This window comes from Streptomyces sp. NPDC005494 (genome assembly GCF_042872025.1).
In the GTDB taxonomy this organism is placed as follows: domain Bacteria; phylum Actinomycetota; class Actinomycetes; order Streptomycetales; family Streptomycetaceae; genus Streptomyces.
This window is the reverse complement of sequence record NZ_JBIAJR010000019.1, coordinates 21,659-39,961: the sequence shown is the minus strand read 5'-3', so window position 1 is coordinate 39,961 and position 18,303 is coordinate 21,659. Positions and strand designations below refer to the sequence as shown.

Sequence of the window (18,303 nt, the reverse complement as noted above, 5' to 3'; positions counted from 1 at the left end):
ACCGCTACGGGCGGATCGACCAGCCCCGCTCCTTGAGGGACGCGCTCAGCCCGGGTGCGGCGCTCGGCTCGACCATCAGCTGCACGAGCCCGGCCTGCTGGCCGGTGGCGTGCTCGATGCGGACGTCCTCGATGTTCACCCCGGCCCGCCCGGCGTCGGCGAAGATCCCCGCCAGCTCGCCCGGCCGGTCGCTGATGAGCACGGCCACGACCTCGTACGCCGCCGGGGCCGCCCCGTGCTTGCCGGGCACTCTCACGCGGCCCGCGTTGCCGCGGCGCAGGACGTCCTCGATGCCTTCGGTGCCTGTGCGGCGCTTGTCCTCGTCGGCCGACTGGAGGCCGCGCAGCGCCCGTACCGTCTCGTCCAGGTCGGCGGCGACGCCCGCCAGCACGTCGGCGACGGGGCCGGGGTTGGCGGAGAGGATCTCCACCCACATCCGGGGGTCCGACGCGGCGATGCGGGTGACGTCCCTGATCCCCTGCCCGCACAGGCGCACGGCGGTCTCGTCGGCCTCCTCCAGCCGGGCCGCGACCATGGAGGAGATCAGCTGCGGGGTGTGGGAGACCAGGGCGACGGCGCGGTCGTGGGCGTCGGCGTCCATGACCACCGGGACGGCGCGGCAGAGCGCGACGAGCTCCAGGGCGAGGTTGAGGACCTCGGTGTCGGTGTCCCGGGTCGGGGTGAGGACCCAGGGCCGCCCCTCGAAGAGGTCGGCGGTGGCGGCGAGGGGTCCCGAGCGTTCCTTCCCGGCCATGGGGTGCGTGCCGATGTACGGCGCGAGGTCGACGCCGAGCGCCTCCAGCTCGCGGCGCGGGCCGCCCTTGACGCTGGCGACGTCGAGGTAGGCGCGGGCGATCCCGTCCCGTATCGCCGTGGCGAGCACGGATGCGGTGTGGGCCGGCGGCACGGCGACGATCGCCAGGTCCACAGGTCCTTCGGGGGCCTCGGCCGTGCCGGCGCCGAGCGCGGCGGCGGTGTGCGCGGACGACGGGTCGCGGTCGACGAGGTGCACCTGGACGCCGCGCCCCGCGAGCGCGAGGGCGGCGGAGGTCCCGACCAGACCGGTTCCGATGACGAGGGCTGTTCTCACTGGGCGATGTCCTTGCGCAGGGCACCGGTGGCGCCGAGGTAGACGTGACTGATCTCGGACTTGGAGAGATACGTCTCCACGTGGGCCAGGACGCGGACCACGCGGGGCATCGCCCCGGTGATGTCGAGCTCCTGGGCACAGATCAGCGGTACGTCGACGATACCGAGGCCCCGGGCGGCGGCCGCCGGGAAGTCGCTGTGCAGATCGGGGGTGGCGGTGAACCAGACGCTGATCAGGTCGTCGGCGACGAGTTGATTGCGCTCCAGGACCGCGGTGAGGAGTTCGCTCACCCGCTCGTCCATGTGTCCGGCCTCGTCCCGCTCCAGCTGGACGGCTCCACGGACCGCTCGTACCGCCACGTCGTACCTCTCGTCGCCTCGTGCTGCGTGCCTTCTCAGCCTAGAGGGGCGCGTGGGCCGGTGGTCACCGCTGCTCTGTCCTTGAGACACCTCGGCGGCGCGAGCCGCGCCCGCCCGGCGGCGTGGTGCCCTCCCTGCGCCCACGCGGGGTGGTCCCGGGGGTGCCGGTCCGGTCCTTGGGCGCGGTTGCTTCGCCGGGGCGGCCGACGGCGTCACGATGCCTCTGAGCGACCACCACGCGAGGAGAGCCATGAACGCACGACGAAGGACGGTCCTGACAGCGGGGGCCGCGGCACTGGCGGCCGGCTGCGGCTCGTCGGAGGGCGACGGGGACGGGAGCGACGAGAGCTCCGCGTCCGCCTCGGCCTCCGTCGGCGCGGAGCTGGCCAGGACCTCCGACGTCCCGGCCGGTGGCGGCACGATCTTCAAGGACCGGAAGATCGTGGTGACCCAGCCTGCCGCAGGCGAGTTCAGGGCCTTCTCCGCGGTGTGCACCCATGCGGGCTGCATCGTCGCGTCCGTCGGCGACGGCACCATCGACTGCGCGTGCCACGGCAGCCGGTTCAGCATCCGGGACGGAGCGGTGGAGCACGGCCCGGCCACCCGCCCGCTGCCCGCCGAACGGATCGCGGTCGACGGGGACGTCATCCGCCAGGCCTGAAATCCCTTTCCCAGCACCCACCGCGCCCTCGTACGCTCACCGGGATGATCACCCCTGACGGCGCACGGCTCGTGCGGGACCACACCGTGTACTCGTGCGTGATGGGCTCCCGCGCCTTCGGGCTGGCCACCGAGGACAGCGATACGGACCGGCGCAGGGTCTTCCTCGCGCCCACGCCGCTCTTCTGGGGCTTCGCCGAACCCCCGACCCATGTCGAGGGGCCGGCGGACGAGCAGTTCTCCTAGGAGCTGGAGCGCTTCTGCGAGCTGGCGCTGCGGGCGAATCCCCATGTGCTGGAGTGTCTGCACTCGCCGCTGGTGGAGCACGCAGACGCCACGGGCCGCGAGCTCGTCGGTCTGCGCGAGGCCTTCCTCTCACGCCAGGCCCACACCACGTTCGTGCGCTATGCACTGGGCCGGCGGCGGAAGCTGGAGGCGGATGTCCGCCTCCACGGCGAGCCGCGCTGGAAGCACGCGATGCATCTGCTGCGGCTGCTGGAGAGCTGCCGGGACCTGCTGCGTACGGGCGAGCTGGTGATCGACGTGGGCGACCGGCGGGAGGCTCCGCCGGCGGTGAAGCGGGGCGAGGTCCCGTGGGACGAGGTGGAGCGCGCGATGACGCGGCCGGCGCAGGAGAGCGACGAGGCCGCCACCCGCTCCCCGCTGCCCCCGGAGCGGGACCGGGAGCGCGTGGAGGCCTTCCTGGTCCGTACCCGGAGGACGTCGGCGGGGTAGGTCAGCCCGCGTCCGCCGGGCGACGGCCCAGCCAGAGCCGGCGCGTGGAGCGGACGACGAGGTCGTCGCGGTGGCGCACGTCCTGCGGGCCGCCGTCGAGGAGGGCGCCGAGCGCGGCGAGGTCCGCGGGCTCGGCCACGCCGTCGAGGGCCCCGCGGATGCGGCCCAGTACGACGTGGGCGTACTGGCCCGCGGAGGGCGGAAGCGGGGCGCGCACCTCCAGCGGCTCCATGTGCTCCTGCTCGACCGTGAGGCCGGCTGCGGCCAGCAGGACGCCCCAGTCGGCGCCCAGGTGCGGCACCTGTCGCGCGTGCAGCCCGTCCAGCGCCTCGCGGCAGCGCGCCTCCAGTCCCGGGCGGCCGGGCGCCGCGTCCTCGGGCAGGAAGCGTGGCATCCCGTCCATCTCGGCGACGGCCACCAGGCCGCCGGGGCGCAGCGCGGCGCGGACCCCCGTGAGCGCCGTGGCCGGGTCGTCCACGTGGTGCAGGGAGGCCGAGGCCCAGACGAGGTCAGCGTCCTCGATGCCGGCGAGCCCGGCTCCGGCGTCCGTCTCCAGGGTGCGCACCCGGCCGCCCAGGCCCTTGGCACGGGCGGTCTCCTCGATCAGGGCCAGCATCTCCGGGGAGTTGTCGACGGCGGTCACCCGGGCGCCCGGAAACCGCTCCAGCAGCGCGAACGTGCCGGTGCCGGTGCCCGCGCCGAGGTCCACGACGTGGGCGACCCCCGGCCCCGCGGCGTCGGCGACCCGGGCGGTCACCGAGGTGAGGTACGGGGCGAACAGCTCCGCGTCGAGGTCGAGCACCGCGGCGAGGGCGTCCTGTGCGCCGGGGGTCCCGTGATCGTGGCCGTGATCGTGGTGGTCGCCGTGGTGCTGGGCACCGTGGCCGTGCCGGGCGTGAGGGGCGGCGCCGTGCTGTCCCGGGGCGTGGGGGTGGGAAGGGGTGGGAGTCATGCGACCGAGCCTACGAAATGTTGCTCCCAGCGCATACTGTCTTGCCCATGACGCAAGAAGGCAGTGACCTCGACAGCCTCGTACGCAAACGGGTCCGTGCTCTGCGGGCCGCGCACGGCTGGTCGCTCGACGACCTCGCGGCCCGTTGCCACCTGAGCCCTTCCACCCTGAGCCGGATCGAGACCGGCCACCGCAGGATCGCGCTGGACCAGCTCACCGCGATCGCCCGGGCCCTCGGCACCTCGCTAGACCAGCTCGTCGAGTCGGCGCCCGACGACGTGGTGACGAACCCCACCCATGTCCCGGCGCGCGGTCTGACCCAGTGGGCGATGCGCGGCGAACCCGGGGTCACCGTGGCCCGGATGCGACTGACCGGCCCGCCGCCGGAGGGGCCGTCGGCGCTGAAGGCGCACCCCGGGCGGGAGTGGTTCACGGTGCTGTCGGGCACGGTCGTGCTGCTGCTGGGTGACCGGCGGCTGCGGGTGGAGGAGGGCCAGGCGGCGGAGTTCACCACGATGCTTCCGCACGCGCTGGGCGCGGTCGGCGGCCCGGCCGAGGTCCTCGGCATCTTCGACCGCGAGGGCCACCGCTCCCATCTGCGCGAAGGCGGGTGAGAGGGCGGCCCGGCACCGTCAGGACGTGACGCGCTCCCCCAGGCGCACCCGGACGACGAGGTCGTGCAGGGCGTCGAACCCCGAGGGTCTCTCCGCGAGGCGTGAGGCGGCCTGTGCCTCGTCGAGCACGGCGTGGAGCGATTCGACGTCACGCGCGGCCGACGGGCCGTCGACCATGTGCGCCGCCCCGTGCTCGGCCTCCGTCTTCGCGTCGATCAGCTCGGGCAGGCAGGCCGGGGCCGTCACTTCGCCGAGCAGGGTGGGCAGGTGGGCCACCAGCGTGCCGGTGCGCATCAGATGGATGCCCGTGAGCAGTGCCCGGAAGGTGTACAGGAGCGGCTTGAGCTCGCCGGTCCTCTCGAACAGCCGCCACTGCGTACCGGCGAACCCCCGGTAGTGGTGGGCGTGGTTGCGGGTCACCACCGCCGGTGCCAGGGCCGCGAGTTCCGCGTGCAGGGCTGTGGTGTGCACGACGAGCGGGGACAGCAACTGCTCCAGCACGTAGCCGTTGGGCTTGAGCATGAGACGTACGAACTTGCGGAGGTCGTGGGTGACGAGGTCCATCTCGACCCCGTCGTGGTCCCATATCCGCGAACGCGTCTCCTCCGGCTCCCGCAGTCCGACGAGATCCTCGGCGGGCAGGACGTGGACCCCCCGCAGGTCCACGTCCGAGTCCCGCGAGGGGAAGCCGTACAGGTGCGCGCCGGAGACGGTGGCGAACAGGGTCGGGCAGGGCTCCTCGGCGAGTACCGGGGCCAGGTCGGTGACCGGCAGCCCGGCCCGCGCGAGGAGCGCCGTATCGGTGTGCATGGGTCAAGCGTCCCAGAGCGCGGCCAGCGACAGCAGGTCGCTGCGGTACTCGATGCGCTCCGACCACTCCTTGGGCCACGCCCCCGCACCGAGGTGGGCTCCCGCCAGCGCGCCCGTCAGGCAGCCCAGCGAGTCGGAGTCCCCTCCGGTGCAGGCGGCGCGGCGCAGCGCGGTGACGGGTTCCTCCGGGAAGAGCAGGAAGCAGTGCAGGGCCGTGGCGAGGGCCTCCTCCGCGATCCAGCCGTCGCCGGTGGCCTCGCAGGGGTCGGTCTCCGGGGACGGGTCGCGCAGGGCGTCCTGGACCCGGGCGAGGGCGGCGAGGCACTCGTCCCAGCCGTGCCGGATGTACGCCTCGGGCGAGGACGCGCCGGCGTAGCGCCACAGGTCGCCCAGCCAGCGCTCGTGGTATCGGCTTCCGTTCTCGTACGCGTAGCTGCGCAACCGGCCCACCAAGCCCATCGGTTCGGCTCCCTGTGCGAGCAGGAAGACGGCGCGGGCCATCAGGTCGGACGCGGCGAGCGCGGTGGGGTGGCCATGGGTGAGGGCGGCCTGGAGCTGGGCCGCCCCCGCGCGCTGTTCCTCGCTGAGGCCGGGTACGAGGCCGAGCGGCGCGACCCGCATGTTGGCGCCGCAGCCCTTCGAGCCGGTCTGGCTCGCCTCCTGCCAGGGGCGTTCGCTGTCGAGCAGCCGGCAGGCGGTCATGCAGGTGCGGCCGGGGGCGCGGTTGTTGTCCGGGGAGTGGTACCAGTCGACGAACTCCTCGCGTACGGGGCGCACCAGCCGCAGGGGGGTGAGCAGCCCGCGGTCCATCGCGGTGCGTATCCCGCGCCCCAGCGCGAGCGTCATCTGGGTGTCGTCGGTGACGAAGGCGGGCTCGGGCAGCCGCATCTGCCGCCACGGTCCGCACTTCGCGAGGATCGCCGGAACGTTGTTGAACTCGGTGGGGAAGCCCAGCGCGTCGCCGAGCGCCAGCCCGGTCAGCGCGCCCGTGGCGGCCTGTTTGGTGAGGGTCCTCGTCGGGATCATGTCGTCCGTCCTTTCGGGCGTCCTTCCGGGCGCAGCAGTGGAGGGTGCAGGGCGGTAGCGGCACCCGCCTTGTAGAGGGCGGCCGGTTTACCCCGTCCGCCGGTGCGGCGCGGCGGTCCTTCCACGGCCTGGACGAAGCCGGGCGTGGTGAGGACCTTGCGCCTGAAGTTGGGCCGGTCGAGCTCGACGCCCCAGACGGTCTCGTAGACCTGCTGGAGCTCGCCGAGCGTGAACTCGGCGGGGCAGAACGCGGTGGCCAGGCAGGAGTACTCCAGCCTGGCGCCGATCCGGTCGTGCGCGTCGGCCAGGATGCGGTCGTGGTCGAAGGCGAGCGGCTCCGTGCCGCCCGTCTCCCACCACTGGGCGTGCGCCGCGTCCCCGCCGCCCCGGGGTTCCGGCAGGTCGGGGACGAGTGCGGCGTACGCGACGGAGACGACCCGCATCCTGGGGTCGCGGTCCGGATCGCTGTAGGTGCGCAGCTGTTCGAGGTGGAAGCCGCACACGGTGTCCTGGGTGAGGCCGGTCTCCTCGGCGAGCTCGCGGCGCGCGGCCTCCTCGGCTGACTCGCGGGGCAGGACGAACCCGCCGGGCAGCGCCCAGCGGCCCTTGTACGGTTCCTCGCCACGCGTCACGAGCAGGACGTGGAGCCGGCCTTCACGGACGGTGAACACGGCCAGGTCGACGGTGACGGCGAAGGGGGTGAAGGCGTGCGGGTCGTAGCCCTCGGGGACGGTGCTCATCGGCGCTCCGGGAGGGGTGCGGTGAAGTGCGGGCCGGCGGCGAGGAGTGCGTCCACGGCGGCGACCGCGGTCGCCAGGCGCTCCTGCCGGCTGCCGGTGATCTCGATGAACTCGCGCCCTGTGCGGGTGAGTTCGGCGCGGAACCGGTCGGTCATCCAGGGCCGCAGTTCCTCGCCGTCACGCAGTCCGTCGTCCTCGAAGGCGACGCCCTCGTGGCTGGTGAGCAGCCACAGGTGGTGACGGTTGCGGTCGGCGGTCTTCTCGACGAGCGGGTTGCGTCCGCCGATGTACCGCTCGTGCCAGACCGTGGTGGCGAAGGAGTCGGTGTCGCAGAAGAGCACCGGGGAGCCGAGCCGCGCGGCGGCGTCCTCCCGCGCGTTCTGGGTCTCGGCGATGAGCGGGAAGTCGTCGGTGGTGAAGGTGACGTCCTCCCACTGGGCACCGGGCCACCGCGCGCGCAGGGAGGCGAGCTTCGCCTCGCTGAACTCCCGGCCGTACTCGGCGACGTACCCCGTCCGGGACCACACGCCGCCGCGCCCGCGGTAGTGCCCGGTCAGCGCGCGGGCCAGGGTCGTGGTCCCGGTGGACTCGGCACCGAGGACGACGACCCGGCGGGTGAGGGCCGCCCGCACCGGCGGTTCGAGGAAGTCCCAGCAGCCGGCCGGATCGGCTCGGACCGCCGTGCCGGAGACGGGGAAGACGGTGCGGCCGGGGTCGACGAGGACGGACTCGGCTCCGAAGCGCCGGGCCAGTTCGTCGCCGTACTCCTCCGAGGTGAAGACGGTGTCGACGGGTTCGGGCACGGCTCCGGTGAAGACGGCCATGTGCGCGTCCCAGACGGCGGGGTCGGCGAGGTCCATGGGTATGTCGTCGACGGCGCCCACCACCCGTACGTCCGGGTGCACTTCCCGCATCCAGGCGACCCGGTCGGCGAGCGGGACCGATTCGACGGACGCGGCGCAGACCAGGACGGTGAGCCGCTCGCAGCGGTCCCGGGCGGTGCGTACGAGGTGGTGGTGGCCGGCGTGCGGCGGATAGAACTTGCCGAGGACGAGGCCGTGTCCGTGACGCTTCACGCCGGCACCACCGCTCCGGGCCGGCGGCCCCGCTCGAGGTCCCGGCTCCAGCTGCGCAGCCCGATGAGGCAGAGCGTGAGGAAGCCCAGGTACAGCAGGGAGGTGAGGTAGAGCTCCTTGTAGGCGTAGAGCGGGATGTAGACGACGTCGGCGGCGATCCACAGCCACCAGGACTCGACGCGCTTGCGGCACTGTCCGTACGTCGCCATGAGCGACAGCGAGGTGGTCAGGGCGTCCCAGAACGGCACGGTCGAATCCGTGGCCCGGGACAGCAGGAGCGTGAGCCCGAGTGTCCCCGCCGCCCCCGCCGCGAGCAGCCAGGCCCATTCGGTGCGGCTCGTACTCCGCACCGGCAGGACGGATGTACCCGGTCCACCCCCGTGGGTCCAGGTCCACCAGCCGTACGCGGCGAGGGCGATGAAGACGATCTGCAGGCCGGCGTCGGCGTACAGACCGGACTGGGCGAACAGCAGGATGAAGAACAGGTTGTTCGCGATGCCGATCGGCCAGTTGGCGAGGTGCTGGCGGGCCACGAGCCAGACGCACAGCGCGCCGCTGCCGAAGCCGAGCACCTCGGTCCAGCTGACCGGGGTGTCGAGGACGGTCACCAGGGGCTGTTGCAGGGGATCGAGTATGTCCGCGAGCGTCACTGCGCCTCGCCTCCTTCTTAATGGTCACTCTGACTATAAAGAAGAAACGGCGACGGCAAAAGGCCCGCGGCCGGTTCCCGTTCGAAAAACTGAACGAGGAACCGGCCGCGGGCCGTTCGGGGAGGGGCGTGGACTACAGGCCGACCTCGCGCATCAGCATGCCCACCTCGGTGTTGGTCAGGCGACGCAGCCAGCCGGACTTCTGGTCGCCCAGCGGGATGGGTCCGAAGGAGGTGCGCACCAGGCGCTCGACCGGGAAGCCGGCCTCGGCCAGCATCCGCCGGACGATGTGCTTGCGGCCCTCGTGGAGGGTGACCTCGACGAGGTAGTTCTTGCCGGTGTTCTCGACGACACGGAAGTGGTCGGCGCGGGCGTAGCCGTCCTCCAGCTGGATGCCGTCCTTGAGGCGCTTGCCGAGGTCACGCGGCAGCGGACCCTGGATGGCGGCCAGGTAGGTCTTCTTCACCCCGTACTTGGGGTGCGTCAGACGGTGGGCCAGCTCGCCGTGGTTGGTGAGCAGGATGATGCCCTCGGTCTCGGTGTCGAGGCGCCCGACATGGAAGAGCCGCGTCTCGCGGTTGGTGACGTAGTCACCGAGGTTCTGGCGGCCGTCCGGGTCGCCCATGGTGGAGACGACACCGGCGGGCTTGTTCAGCGCGAAGAAGAGGTGCGACTGGGTCGCGACGGTCAGGCCGTCGACCTTGATCTCGTCCTTCTGCGGGTCCACGCGCATGCCCTGCTCGAGGACGATCTCTCCGTTGACCTCGACCCTGGCCTGCTCGATCAGCTCCTCGCAGGCGCGGCGCGAGCCCATGCCGGCCCGGGCGAGGATCTTCTGCAGCCGCTCGCCCTCCTGCTCGGCGCCCGGGTGGGTCTTGGGCAGCTTGATGTCGGGCTTCTCGGCGTACCGGTCGCGGTTGCGCTGCTCGATCTTGGCGTCGAGCTCCCTGGGGCGGGACGGGGCGCCCTGGCGGCGACCGCCCTTGCTCACGTTCTGGGCGGGCTTCGGTCCGCCCTTGGCGCCGCCGCGGGCCGCCGCGCCGCGGCCCTTGCGGGGGCCTCCGTCGCCGCCCGGCTTGTCGGAGCCCACGTCGTAGCGGCGCTCCTCGGGACGGGGACGGCGGGGGCGCTGCTCCTGCTTGTCGTCACGCCCGGAGCCGGAGACCCGGGGGTTCGGGTTGCTGTTCCGGCCGGTGCCGCTGTTGTTCCTGCCGCCGGGGCCGCCGCTCCTGCCGCCGCCGCTCCTGCTGCCGCCGCTGTTGCCGCCGCCGCTCCTGCTGCCGCCGCTGCCGCTTCCGCTGTTCCTGCCACTGCTTCGCATCAAAAATCCGTCTTGTCGTCTGCGTGAGTATCCGGGGTGTCCGGTGCGTCCGGATCGAACGACGGCACACCCTCTAGCGTCTCAGCCTCGATCGCGTCCGCCTCCGGGAGGAAGGGCGCGAGCTCCGGGAGCTCGTCCAGGCCTCGCAGGCCCATGCGCTCCAGAAAGTAGTTCGTCGTCCTGTACAGGATCGCACCTGTTTCGGGTTCCGCGCCCGCCTCCTCGACCAGACCCCTCTGGAGGAGGGTCCGCATGACGCCGTCGCAGTTCACTCCGCGTACCGCCGAGACCCTCGAACGGCTCACCGGCTGGCGGTACGCGACCACCGCGAGGGTCTCCAGCGCCGCCTGGGTGAGCCGGGCGTGCTGGCCGTCCAGGACGAAGCCCTCCACGGCCGGCGCGTACTCCGGCCGGGTGTAGAAGCGCCAGCCCCCGGCGACGCGCCTCAGGTCGAATCCGCGGCGCTGGACGGTGTACTCGTCGGAAAGGGCCCGCAGGGCGTCCGCCACGGCTCTGCGGGGCCGCTGGAGGACCTTGGCGAGGTGCTCCTCGGTGGCGGGCTCGTCCACGACCATGAGGACCGCCTCCAGCGCGGGCTTGAGGTCGAGCCCGGCCACCGTGCCGTCACGCCCGTCGTCGTCCGTTCTCATGCCTGTACGTCCTCCTGCGGCTCGGGCACCTCTTGGTCGAACTCGTCCGTGACCACGGGCTCGGCTCCCTCTCCCCCGGCCCAGCGGACCATGAGGTCGCCGAGCGCCTCCTCCTGGTCGAGAGCGACCGCCTTCTCGCGGTAGAGCTCCAGGAGGGCCAGGAACCGGGCGACGACCGTGAGGGTGTCCGCCGCGTCGCCGGTGAGGTCCGCGAAGCTGATCTCACCCTCCGCGCGCAGCCGGGCCACGACGATCTCGGCCTGTTCGCGGACGCTCACCAGGGGGGCGTGGATGTGGTCGACGTACACCTGTGGCTTCGGCCTGGGCTGCATCGCCTTCACCGCGAGCCGGGCGAATCCCTCGGGACCGATGCTGATCACGACCTCGGGAAGCAGCTCGGCGTGCTGGGGTTCCAGCCCCACGGTGCGGGGGTGGCGACGGGACTCGGCCTCCAGGCGGTCGCTGAAGATCTCCGCGATCCGCTTGTACGCGCGGTACTGGAGCAGTCGCGCGAAGAGCAGGTCCCGCGCCTCAAGGAGGGCGAGGTCCGCCTCGTCCTCCACCTCGGCGGTGGGGAGCAGCCGGGCGGCCTTCAGATCGAGGAGGGTAGCGGCGACGACCAGGAACTCGGTGGTCTGGTCGAGGTCCCAGTCCGGGCCCATGGCGCGGATGTGGGCCATGAACTCGTCGGTGACCTTCGACAGCGCCACCTCGGTCACGTCGAGCTTGTGCTTGGAGATCAGCTGGAGGAGCAGGTCGAAGGGGCCCTCGAAGTTGACCAGCCGCACGGTGAACCGGCGGTCGTCGCCTTCGGAGGCGGTTCCGGCGGGCCCGGTCTCTGCGGGGCCGGCCTTAGCGGGGACCGACTCTGCGGGGCCGACCTTAGCGGGGACCGACTCTGCGGGGCCGGTCTCCGCGGGGGCCGTCTCTGCGGGGCCGGTCTCCGCGGAAGCCGGAGCCCGTACGGCCGTGAGCGTCTCCCTGCCCGCCGTCGAAGGCCTCTCGGCGGGCTCCAGGGGGCCCTGGAGCGCCTGCGGGGCGTGAGCCGCCGCCTCCTCCCCGTACGGGGCTCCGGGCGCCTCAGGGGGCGCCGAGGCCGCTGCGGGCTCCGCCGGAACCACGGGCGCCGCAGGAACCGCGGGGACCACGGGAAGCGCACGGGCCGCCGGTGCCGGGCCGCCGGGAGAGTCCACGGGGTCCGCGGGAGCCGTCGCAGGCCGTATCCCCGGCCCGCGGCCGAGAGCACGGCGGGTCGGGCGGGGCGGGTCGTCGGCTGTCGGCATGTGCTGGGGTCCAGATGTCCGGCGGGGAGTCGGGCGGTGGCCCTGGGGCGGGGCCGCCCTTTCGGCGGCGTCCCTCTCCCGGCAGGCTACCGGCGCGGCGCCGGTCAGCGGCCCCGCAGCCTCCGCACGAGGATGCTCGCGTCGCCTCTGGACTCCAGGTCGGCGAGGACCACGGCGACCGCCTCGCGGACGATGCGCCCCCGGTCGACCGCCAGACCGTGCTCACCGCGCAGCACGAGCCGCGCGTGTTCGAGGTCCATCAGTTCCTCGGCCGAGACGTAGACGGTGATCTTCTCGTCGTGCCGCTCGCGGCCGCTCGGCCGCCGGTTCGCTCCCCGTCCCTGCCCCCGAGCCCGCTGGGGCTGGACGGTGGGCGCGGCCGCCTCCTGCGGTGGTGCCGGTGCCGTACGGGGCGGGGCAGGCGCACCTCGTTCCTCACCCCCGGCGCGGCTGCGTGAGCCACCGCCGTCCGCGTCCGCCGCGGAGTGCTCCTCGCGGGACGTCCCGGCAGGCGTGTCACCGCCACCGGCCGTGCCGCCCTGCTCCGCCGGATCGTTCGCCCCGGACGGTGCGGGCACCCGCGGTTCGCCGTTCGCCTTGCGTCGCCTCTCGGCAGGGGACGAGGCCTGTAGGCCCATGCCCCCGGTGGTACGGAACAACTCGTCGGCCCCCGGCAGACTCACTCGGCGTGACACCGGGCGAGCACCTCCCTGGCGAGCTGACGGTAGGCCGCGGCACCGACGGAGTTGGACGCGTACGTGGTGATGGGCTCACCGGCGACCGTGGTCTCCGGGAAGCGCACCGTGCGGCCGATGACCGTGTGGTAGACGTGGTCGTCGAAGGCCTCGACGACGCGCGCGAGCACCTCACGGCTGTGCACCGTGCGGGAGTCGTACATGGTGGCGAGGATGCCGTCCAGCTCCAGCTCGGGGTTGAGCCGCTCCTGGACCTTCTCGATGGTCTCGGTGAGCAGTGCCACACCGCGCAGCGCGAAGAACTCGCACTCGAGCGGGACTATCACCTTGTGAGCCGCCGTCAGGGCGTTCACGGTGAGCAGGCCGAGCGAGGGCTGACAGTCGATCACGATGTAGTCGTAGTCGGCCATCAGCGGCTTGAGGGCACGCTGAAGCGTCGACTCCCGGGCCACCTCGCTCACCAGCTGCACCTCGGCGGCCGAGAGGTCGATGTTGCTGGGGAGCAGGTCCATGTTGGGCACGGCGGTCTTCAGCAGGACCTCGTCCGCCGCCATGCCCCGCTCCATGAGCAGGTTGTAGACGGTGAGGTCGAGCTCCATCGGGTTGACCCCGAGGCCGACCGACAGGGCGCCCTGCGGGTCGAAGTCCACGAGCAGGACACGCCGGCCGTACTCGGCGAGCGCGGCACCCAGGTTGATGGTCGACGTGGTCTTGCCCACGCCGCCCTTCTGGTTGCACATCGCGATGATCTTCGCGGGGCCGTGGTCGGTCAGCGGACCGGGAATCGGGAAGTACGGCAGCGGCCGGCCGGTGGGGCCGATCCGCTCGCGGCGCTGGCGAGCGGCGTCGGGCGCGAGCGTGGCCGCGTACTCCGGATCGGGCTCGTATTCGGCATCGGGGTCGTAGAAGTGCCCCTCGGGCACCTCGGCGAAGTCGGCGAAGGGGGCGGTCTCCCGGCCACTTTCGTTGCCGGCCATGGCGTTCACGTGTAGGCCGTCCATCATCTGGGGGGCTGTCGTCATGTGCTGGTGGGTGGCGAAGGTGCGGACAGCGACGGAGCCGACAGCTTCGAGCCCGATCGGGCTCAGACCCCGTGCAGGCATCCCTGGTTGACCACCCCCGGGAGTAATTGTCGACTCATTCACAAGTCGTCTTACCTCCTTGGATGTGACCAGGAAACTTATCGATAGGTCAGCGTGGCACCATGCCGACGATTGGCGACTCTATGGCGTGTCACCGGTTCGCAGCAACACAATCCGCCGGACCCGGCCCGATGTGTCGGCAATCGAACACCCCGCTGTCAAGGGTGCGGGGCACCCGAGGGACACCTTTCGCCGGGGTGCAAAAAGGGTAGAGGGTTATGTCTCCGGCGAGTTGGGCCGGGGCCCCTCATGCGTCCGGCCGGACCTTGCTGGGCAAGGTCCGGCCGGACGCATGAGGTTGACGGAAGGCGTTGACCGCTCAGCCGACGAGCGTGCTCAGTTCCACGTGGTCGAGCCCGTGCGCCTCGGCGACCTCGCGGTAAACCACCTGGCCGTCATGGGTGTTGAGGCCCTTGGCCAGCGCGGCGTCACGGCGCAGGGCCTCGGCCCAGCCGCGGTTCGCGAGCTCCAGGATGTAGGGCAGCGTGGCGTTCGTCAGCGCGTAGGTGGAGGTGTTCGGCACGGCGCCCGGCATGTTCGCGACACAGTAGAAGACCGAGTTGTGGACGGTGAAGGTCGGCTCGGCGTGCGTCGTCGGATGCGAGTCCTCGAAGCATCCTCCCTGGTCGATCGCAATGTCGACAAGAACACTTCCGGGCTTCATCTTGGCGACCAGCTCGTTGGTGACCAGCTTCGGCGCCTTGGCGCCGGGGATCAGCACGGCACCCACGACGAGGTCGGCCTCGACGACGGCCTTCTCGAGCTCCAGCGCGTTGGAGACGACCGTCCGCACCCGGGTGCCGAAGATCTTGTCTGCCTCGCGGAGCTTGTTGATGTCCTTGTCGAGCAGCGTGACGTGGAAGCCGAGCCCGACGGCGATCTGCGTGGCGTTCCAGCCGGAGACACCGCCGCCGATGACGACCGCACGGGCCGATCCGGTACCGGGGACACCACCGGGCAGCACACCGCGCCCGCCGACCGAGCGCATCAGGTGGTACGCGCCGACCTGCGGGGCGAGGCGGCCGGCGACCTCGGACATGGGGGCGAGCAGCGGCAGCGCGCGGTTCGCGGTCTCGACGGTCTCGTACGCGATGGCGGTCGTGCCGGACGCGAGCAGGGCGTCCGTGCACTCGCGGGATGCGGCGAGGTGGAGGTAGGTGAAGAGCGTCTGCCCCTTGCGGAGGCGGTGGTACTCCTCGGCGACCGGCTCCTTGACCTTCAGCAGGAGGTCGGCCTCCGCCCAGACCTCGTCGGCGGTGGGCAGGATCCGCGCGCCGGCGGCGACGTACTCGGCGTCCGGGATGGAGGACCCCTCCCCCGCGTGCTGCTCGACGAGGACCTGATGTCCGTGGCGTACGAGCTCATGCACTCCGGCAGGGGTGATCGCCACCCGGAACTCGTTGTTCTTGACTTCGCGGGGGATGCCGACCTTCACGTCGATCACGGTCCTTGACTCGGAGGCTGGCTGGGCATAACGGGTCATACCCGCATGAACCAAGCATAAGGGGAGACACCGCAGAGATCTGCGGCAGAGCCATCATTAATGAAGGACTTCCCGCTGTCCAGCCTTACAAAGCATTAAGTTTCGATCGAAGTACTACGGATTTCGTAGGTCGAGCCTTCCTCACCCAGCAATCTGTCGGCGGCCGAGCGGTGCAGCCTGGCTGCCGCCGGGTCTCCCAGCCGGTCAAGGGTGTCGGCCAGCCGGAGCTCCAGCGCCGCCTGGAGACGCACGTCACCCGCCCTGCGCGCCAGGTCGACCGCCTCACGGCAGGTGTGCAGACACTCCTGCGGCCGGCCCGCGTACTCCTGGACCCGCGCCGCCTCGCCGAGCGCCCGCGCCTGGGCCGGCAGGTCCCCGAGCCTGCGGTGGCCCGCCGCCGCGGCCCGCCAGTTGCGCAAGGCCTCGCCGTACCGTCCGGTGTACGTGTGGACGGCTCCGAGGCGCCCGTACAGCCGCGCCGCGTCGGCCGCCTCACCCTGCGTGAGCCGCTGGGCGAGGGCCCGGCCGTACCAGTCGGACGCCCGGTTGTAGTCACCCAGTTCCGCGTAGGCACCGCCTGCGGATTCCATCGCCCTGCCGGTCGCGTAGAGGTCGTTCGCCGCGCGTCCGGCGTCGAGTGCGGCCCGGTAGCGGTTCAGGGCCTCTCGCGTACGGCCGGTCCTGGCGTCCAGATCGGCGAGGTTGAGCAGCGCCGCGGCCTTCTCCCTGGGCAGGTCGCGGCGCTCCGCCACGTCGAGAACCAGCCCGTGCAGCCCGTACAGCACGGGAGCGGCGTCCTCGGTCCCCCGGTGCACGGCGAGGGCGCGGACGAGGGCGGCCACCAGCCGGCGGGCGAGGGTGTCCAGTTCGCCGTCCCGCACCGCGAGCCGGGCGGAGGCCAGCAGGGCGGGCTCACGGATCCGCAGCCACTCGGCGGCGGACCCCGGATCGGGGAAGCGCAGCGAGCGCGGCAGCCCGGCGAGCCTGCGGCGGGCCGGGGAGTCCTCGGGGTCGGTGACGGCGCGGCACGCCTGGAGCCGGCGCACGGTCCGCTCCAGCATCCTGGCCCGCGCGAGCTGGATCTCGGCGGGCCTCTCCCGCTCCTCCAGCACGGCGCGCACCAGCGGGGCCAGGCAGCCTGGCACCTCGTACTGCGGCTGTCGCGCGCCGTTCGTCCGCAGCAGCCCGAGGCGGACGAAGTCGTCCAGGGTGGTCTGGGCGGCCGACACGGAGCAGCCGGCCAGCGCGGACGCGGTGTGGGCGTCGGCCAGTCCCGCGGGTGCCAGGGCGAGCAGCCGCAGTATCCGGGCGGCGGCCGGCGGCAGCGACTCGTGGGCCAGCCGGAAGGCGCGGGTCAACGGACGTGCCGCGGCGGGCTGTTCCGGTTCGTCCTGCTGGTCGAGGAGTTGCTTGGTGGCATCCGCGACCGATGCGCCGGGACGAGCGGCGAGCCAGCCCGCGACCAGGGTCAGCGCGGCGGGCAGCCCTCCGCACTCCTCCGCGAGCGTCTCGGCGGCCCTCGGATCGACGGTGATGCGGACCTGGCCGATGCTGCGGGCGAGCAACTGGACCGCGGAGCCCGCGTCGAGCCCGCCGAGGGTGCACGGGCGGACGCCCGGGATGCCGGTGAGGGGGCCGGTGGAGGTGGCGACCACCAGGCAGTCCGGGTTGTCCGGCAGCAGCGGATCGACCTGTTCGGCGTCCACCGCGTCGTCGAGCTGGATCAGGGCGCGGCGTACCGCGAACGCCTCGCGGACCATCTCGGAGAGCTCGTCCTCGTCGGCGCCGGGCGGGGCGGCGATGTGGAGCAGGCCGAGCAGTTCGCGTGCGGTGCGTTCGGCCGGGACGCGTTCACCGCCCGGCTCCGTGAGCGAGATCCGGAAGACGCCGTCGGGGTGGTCGCCGGATTCGGCGACCCGCCGGGTCAGCTCGGCGGCGAGGGCGGTGCGTCCGGATCCGGGCCGGCCGGCGATCAGCAGGACCCTGGCACGGGCCGCCTTGCGGCCGGCCAGGGTGTCCAGACCGGCGCGCTCGATGTCCTCCTGAAGGGATTTCAACTCGCGTTCGCGGCCGAAGAACTGAGATGGAGTCAGGTCGGGCGGTCCCTCGGCTCCCGCTGTCCCCGCCGCTTCGGCCGGGCCGCTGGTGTCCACCGCCTGATCGGTCACGGGCCACGCTCCACTTCGCTGCACGCGGTTGCCCGCCGGAACTCCGGTCGGGGCCTTTCGAGCGTAGTTCAGTGGTGCGGGCGATCACGGCCGAGCGCGGCGGGCACTTCCCCCGTTCGGATCAGCATTTCGTACGATCTGGCGATGGTTGCGGCCGCCTGGCGGCCCGCCGCCGGCCGCCCGGGGAGGACGGACCGGAGACGGGTGCGGGAGCGGCCCGGTCAGGACTCGAACGGGCGCGCGGGCCACGGCGCCTCGGCCGGGCGCAGCGAGTCCACCCCGTCGCCCGCGAGCACCGCGGTGAGCGAGAGGACGCCCACGACCAGGCAGTTGTTGTGCAGGTCTCCGGCGAGCACACCCCGGACGAGCTCCTGCAGCGGCACCCTGGCCTGCTCCATGTCGGCCTCCTCCTCGGCCACCGCGAAGCGTTCGCCCTCGGCCTCGGAGAGGTTCCGGGCGAGGAAGACGCGCACGGCCTCGTCGCAGCCGCCCGGCGTCGTGTAGACGTCGGTCAGCACCCGCCAGTCCTCGGCCTTGACGTGGGCCTCCTCGTACAGCTCACGCTGTGCCGCGTGCAGAGGGTTCTCGCCGGGGACGTCGAGCAGCCCGGCGGGGATCTCCCAGAGCTTGTGGCGCACCGGGTGGCGGTACTGCCGCAGGACCAGGACCCGGCCGTCCTCGTCGAGCGCGAGCACGGCGACGGAGCCGGGGTGGACCTGGTAGTCGCGGCTGTGGACGCTGCCGTCGGGCATCACGACGTCGTCGGTGCGGACGCTGGTCTTGTTACCGGTGAAGGGGGTCACCGACGCGGTGACCTGCCACTCCTCGGGCGTGTCCTGGAAACCCATC

General features: G+C 72.5%; 18 protein-coding genes and 1 pseudogene. 3 read left to right on the top strand and 16 right to left on the bottom strand.

Annotation, left to right across the window (positions count from 1 at the left end):
* Positions 1-4 precede the first annotated feature (4 nt).
* Positions 5-1,090, bottom strand: coding sequence for a prephenate dehydrogenase (locus ACFYQ6_RS34075; RefSeq protein ID WP_361586538.1), 1,086 nt, complete (start codon positions 1,088-1,090; stop codon positions 5-7).
* On the bottom strand, positions 1,087-1,449 hold the full coding sequence (gene aroH / locus ACFYQ6_RS34070; RefSeq protein WP_356740372.1) for a chorismate mutase: 363 nt from the start codon (positions 1,447-1,449) through the stop codon (positions 1,087-1,089). Before aroH ends, ACFYQ6_RS34075 begins: the two co-directional genes overlap by 4 nt.
* Before the next feature lie 250 nt (positions 1,450-1,699).
* On the opposite strand from aroH, the gene ACFYQ6_RS34065 reads away from it, so the two are divergent.
* A complete protein-coding gene (locus tag ACFYQ6_RS34065; protein ID WP_361586535.1) occupies positions 1,700-2,110 on the top strand; it encodes a Rieske (2Fe-2S) protein in 411 nt (136 codons plus the stop codon).
* Between the two features lie 44 nt (positions 2,111-2,154).
* Positions 2,155-2,844: pseudogene (locus tag ACFYQ6_RS34060) on the top strand (DNA polymerase beta superfamily protein).
* 1 nt (position 2,845) lies between these two features.
* Here the strand turns inward: ACFYQ6_RS34060 and ACFYQ6_RS34055 are convergent.
* Positions 2,846-3,796 (bottom strand): class I SAM-dependent methyltransferase, encoded by a 951-nt coding sequence (locus ACFYQ6_RS34055; protein WP_361586533.1) that lies wholly within the window; start codon positions 3,794-3,796, stop codon positions 2,846-2,848.
* Between the two features lie 47 nt (positions 3,797-3,843).
* Between ACFYQ6_RS34055 and ACFYQ6_RS34050 the strand changes: the two genes are divergently transcribed.
* Positions 3,844-4,410, top strand: a complete 567-nt coding sequence (locus ACFYQ6_RS34050) for an XRE family transcriptional regulator (RefSeq protein ID WP_361586531.1) — start codon at positions 3,844-3,846, stop codon at positions 4,408-4,410.
* A gap of 18 nt (positions 4,411-4,428) precedes the next feature.
* On the opposite strand, the gene ACFYQ6_RS34045 is transcribed toward ACFYQ6_RS34050, so the two are convergent.
* From ACFYQ6_RS34045 to ACFYQ6_RS33985, 13 genes are all read right to left on the bottom strand, one after another.
* Positions 4,429-5,220 carry a DNA polymerase beta superfamily protein gene (locus tag ACFYQ6_RS34045; RefSeq protein WP_388766705.1) on the bottom strand — a complete coding sequence of 264 codons (792 nt, stop codon included), beginning with the start codon at positions 5,218-5,220 and terminating at the stop codon, positions 4,429-4,431.
* 3 nt (positions 5,221-5,223) lie between these two features.
* Positions 5,224-6,246, bottom strand: a complete 1,023-nt coding sequence (locus ACFYQ6_RS34040) for an ADP-ribosylglycohydrolase family protein (protein WP_361586525.1) — start codon at positions 6,244-6,246, stop codon at positions 5,224-5,226.
* Positions 6,243-6,986: an NUDIX domain-containing protein gene (locus ACFYQ6_RS34035; RefSeq protein ID WP_361586523.1), complete on the bottom strand. Its 744-nt coding sequence runs from the start codon at positions 6,984-6,986 to the stop codon at positions 6,243-6,245. The genes ACFYQ6_RS34040 and ACFYQ6_RS34035 overlap by 4 nt, the downstream gene beginning before the upstream one ends.
* Positions 6,983-8,062: an AAA family ATPase gene (locus tag ACFYQ6_RS34030; RefSeq protein ID WP_361586520.1), complete on the bottom strand. Its 1,080-nt coding sequence runs from the start codon at positions 8,060-8,062 to the stop codon at positions 6,983-6,985. The genes ACFYQ6_RS34035 and ACFYQ6_RS34030 overlap by 4 nt, the downstream gene beginning before the upstream one ends.
* A complete protein-coding gene (pnuC, locus tag ACFYQ6_RS34025) occupies positions 8,059-8,712 on the bottom strand; it encodes a nicotinamide riboside transporter PnuC (RefSeq protein WP_361586517.1) in 654 nt (217 codons plus the stop codon). The genes ACFYQ6_RS34030 and pnuC overlap by 4 nt, the downstream gene beginning before the upstream one ends.
* Positions 8,713-8,845: 133 nt before the next feature.
* Positions 8,846-10,033 (bottom strand): pseudouridine synthase, encoded by a 1,188-nt coding sequence (locus ACFYQ6_RS34020; RefSeq protein ID WP_388766701.1) that lies wholly within the window; start codon positions 10,031-10,033, stop codon positions 8,846-8,848.
* A complete protein-coding gene (scpB, locus tag ACFYQ6_RS34015; RefSeq protein WP_361586511.1) occupies positions 10,033-10,683 on the bottom strand; it encodes an SMC-Scp complex subunit ScpB in 651 nt (216 codons plus the stop codon). The genes ACFYQ6_RS34020 and scpB overlap by 1 nt, the downstream gene beginning before the upstream one ends.
* The gene (locus tag ACFYQ6_RS34010) at positions 10,680-11,966 is read right to left on the bottom strand and encodes a segregation/condensation protein A (RefSeq protein WP_388766699.1); all 1,287 of its coding nucleotides are present in this window, start codon (positions 11,964-11,966) and stop codon (positions 10,680-10,682) included. Before ACFYQ6_RS34010 ends, scpB begins: the two co-directional genes overlap by 4 nt.
* A gap of 104 nt (positions 11,967-12,070) precedes the next feature.
* Positions 12,071-12,649 (bottom strand): hypothetical protein, encoded by a 579-nt coding sequence (locus ACFYQ6_RS34005; protein WP_361586564.1) that lies wholly within the window; start codon positions 12,647-12,649, stop codon positions 12,071-12,073.
* Positions 12,646-13,764: a ParA family protein gene (locus tag ACFYQ6_RS34000; RefSeq protein WP_361586505.1), complete on the bottom strand. Its 1,119-nt coding sequence runs from the start codon at positions 13,762-13,764 to the stop codon at positions 12,646-12,648. The genes ACFYQ6_RS34005 and ACFYQ6_RS34000 overlap by 4 nt, the downstream gene beginning before the upstream one ends.
* A 358-nt stretch (positions 13,765-14,122) precedes the next feature.
* Positions 14,123-15,238: an alanine dehydrogenase gene (ald, locus tag ACFYQ6_RS33995; protein ID WP_361586672.1), complete on the bottom strand. Its 1,116-nt coding sequence runs from the start codon at positions 15,236-15,238 to the stop codon at positions 14,123-14,125.
* A 143-nt stretch (positions 15,239-15,381) separates the two neighbouring features.
* Entirely contained in the window at positions 15,382-17,454 is a 2,073-nt protein-coding gene (locus tag ACFYQ6_RS33990; RefSeq protein ID WP_388766696.1) for a tetratricopeptide repeat protein, read from the bottom strand.
* 221 nt (positions 17,455-17,675) lie between these two features.
* Positions 17,676-18,302: an NUDIX domain-containing protein gene (locus ACFYQ6_RS33985; RefSeq protein WP_388766694.1), complete on the bottom strand. Its 627-nt coding sequence runs from the start codon at positions 18,300-18,302 to the stop codon at positions 17,676-17,678.
* Between the last annotated feature and the right edge of the window lies 1 nt (position 18,303).

Excerpts from the sequence above, each read along its gene's own strand:
- ACFYQ6_RS34000 (WP_361586505.1), bottom strand. The coding sequence starts at position 13,764 with ATGCCTGCACGGGGTCTGAGCCCGATCGGGCTCGAAGCTGTCGGCTCC.
- ACFYQ6_RS34050 (WP_361586531.1), top strand. The coding sequence starts at position 3,844 with ATGACGCAAGAAGGCAGTGACCTCGACAGCCTCGTACGCAAACGGGTC.
- ACFYQ6_RS33985 (WP_388766694.1), bottom strand. The coding sequence starts at position 18,302 with ATGGGTTTCCAGGACACGCCCGAGGAGTGGCAGGTCACCGCGTCGGTG.
- ACFYQ6_RS34055 (WP_361586533.1), bottom strand. The coding sequence starts at position 3,796 with ATGACTCCCACCCCTTCCCACCCCCACGCCCCGGGACAGCACGGCGCC.
- ACFYQ6_RS34010 (WP_388766699.1), bottom strand. The coding sequence starts at position 11,966 with ATGCCGACAGCCGACGACCCGCCCCGCCCGACCCGCCGTGCTCTCGGC.
- ACFYQ6_RS34020 (WP_388766701.1), bottom strand. The coding sequence starts at position 10,033 with ATGCGAAGCAGTGGCAGGAACAGCGGAAGCGGCAGCGGCGGCAGCAGG.
- ACFYQ6_RS34065 (WP_361586535.1), top strand. The coding sequence starts at position 1,700 with ATGAACGCACGACGAAGGACGGTCCTGACAGCGGGGGCCGCGGCACTG.
- ACFYQ6_RS34045 (WP_388766705.1), bottom strand. The coding sequence starts at position 5,220 with ATGCACACCGATACGGCGCTCCTCGCGCGGGCCGGGCTGCCGGTCACC.
- ACFYQ6_RS34035 (WP_361586523.1), bottom strand. The coding sequence starts at position 6,986 with ATGAGCACCGTCCCCGAGGGCTACGACCCGCACGCCTTCACCCCCTTC.
- scpB (WP_361586511.1), bottom strand. The coding sequence starts at position 10,683 with ATGAGAACGGACGACGACGGGCGTGACGGCACGGTGGCCGGGCTCGAC.
- ACFYQ6_RS34040 (WP_361586525.1), bottom strand. The coding sequence starts at position 6,246 with ATGATCCCGACGAGGACCCTCACCAAACAGGCCGCCACGGGCGCGCTG.